This is a genomic window from Paenirhodobacter populi, from assembly GCF_004022215.1.
In the GTDB taxonomy this organism is placed as follows: Bacteria; Pseudomonadota; Alphaproteobacteria; order Rhodobacterales; family Rhodobacteraceae; genus Rhodobacter; species Rhodobacter populi.
In genome coordinates, this window is sequence record NZ_SAUZ01000068.1 from 1 (window position 1) to 1,744 (window position 1,744).

The window sequence follows — 1,744 nt, forward strand, 5'->3', positions numbered from 1 at the left end:
TGAGCTTGAGCGCGCAGGTCTTTGACACGCGTTCCAACGGGGACCGGACCCGAGATCCGAAAAGTCAGAAGGAGAAAAGCCAATGATCCAATGAAAGCCGCTTGATCCAATCCTCCTCATGTGAGCCCTTCGTCAAACGTGGCAAAACTGATGCGGCTGATGCGGAGGCGATCTGCACTGCGGTCATGCAGCCGACCATGCGCTTCGTTTCGGTCAAGACCGAGGCGCAGCAGGCGGTCCTGATGAGCCATCGGGCGCGGGATTTTTTGGGTTCGGCAGTTGACCCAGCTTGCCAATGCGATCCGCGCCCATCTGGGAGAATTCGGCATCGTGGTGCCCAAGGGCATCCACAACATGAACCGCCTCGTCGCTGAGGCGGAAGCCGCCGATCTGCCAGCGGCAGCGCGAATGCCCCTTGATCTTCTGGTCGGGCAGTTCACCGATACGAAGTCGCGCATCGACGCCATCACCGCCGATCTGCGCCGCGCCGCGCAGGAGGATGAGACCGCCCGGCGGCTACAGGGGATGCCTGGGATCGGCCCGATCACGGCCAGTGTCCTTGCGGCCACGCTGCCGGACGTGTCGGGTTTCCGCTCGGCCCGCGACCTGTCGGCTTGGCTTGGTCTGACGCCGAAGCCGCATTCAAGCGGTGGCAAGGAGCGGCTGGGGGCCATCTCCAAAATGGGTAACCGATATATCCGGCGGCTGCTTTACCTTGGGGCCATGGGAGTGATTTCCACTCGCAAACGGACTGATCCGGGCGAGGACTGGCTGGGCAGCATGTTGGCCAAGAAGCCCTTGAAGGTCGTGGCGATCGCATTGGCCAGCCGCATGGCGCGTCAGATCTGGGCGATGCTGAGAACCGGCGAGGCCTGGCGCGCAGCGTGAGAATGACGCGTTACAGGCCCAATACGGCCTGATCGAAATGGCGAGGGCAAAGTGAGATGATGGCAAGCTGACGGACAAGAGATTGGGACACCCCGTTCGAACCGGAGCGCCACAAGCGCGTGCCATTGATAGGGACCCAAGCCTCACGCGGACGTTCATCAGGGCGTGCGGGAAAACCGCAGATCAGACGCCGAATACATGGCCGCACCCGACCAGTTGCCAAAAATCACCACACCCCTTGCCACGCGGGAGCCATCCATACACGGTTCGAGAGAGCCCGCGAACGTTCTGCCCGACTTGCTGGCGCAGATCCCGCCTGAGGAGCGGATCGACAGCGTCACCGGAGACGGCGCGTTCGACACGCGCCGTTGCCACACCGCGATCCTCGAGCGCGGAGGCACCGCAGTCATACCCATCCGCAAGAACGGGCGACGATGGCGGGAGGATTGTCCCGCTGCCGCCGCACGCAATGAGATCCTCCGCGCGACCCAACGCATGGGCCGAACCATCTGGAAGCGCTGGACCGGATATCACGTCCGAAGCAGGATCGAGGCGAAGATGAGGTGCCTCAAAGCCTTCGGCGAGCGCATCGCATCACGAGACCCCGAACGTCAAACCGCCGAAATCCACGTCCGCGTCGCACTCATGAACCGCTTCAATGCGCTCGGCACCGCCGTGATCGAACGCGTGGCATAAGGCTATCGGGGAAAGGGGAACGCTCGCTCACACGCTGACTTTTGCAACATGTATAACCGCCCTTTGCGCAAGAGGGTTTGTGGATCAGTTTTGCGCGCTGTCGGGTGCTGACATGTATCCGGCCTCTGCTGCGGCCATCGTCATGCCGCGGGCCCGTATG

At 62.5% G+C, this 1,744-nt stretch carries 2 protein-coding genes; both read left to right on the forward strand.

All coding sequences use genetic code 11. The features are described 5' to 3' along the window. The first annotated feature begins 279 nt into the window (after nucleotides 1-279). Entirely contained in the window at nucleotides 280-888 is a 609-nt protein-coding gene (locus tag D2T30_RS22805; RefSeq protein ID WP_164884415.1) for an IS110 family RNA-guided transposase, read from the forward strand. A 198-nt stretch (nucleotides 889-1,086) separates the two neighbouring features. Next, nucleotides 1,087-1,584, forward strand: coding sequence for a transposase (locus D2T30_RS22810; protein ID WP_380728074.1), 498 nt, complete (start codon nucleotides 1,087-1,089; stop codon nucleotides 1,582-1,584). Nucleotides 1,585-1,744: the final 160 nt, after the last annotated feature.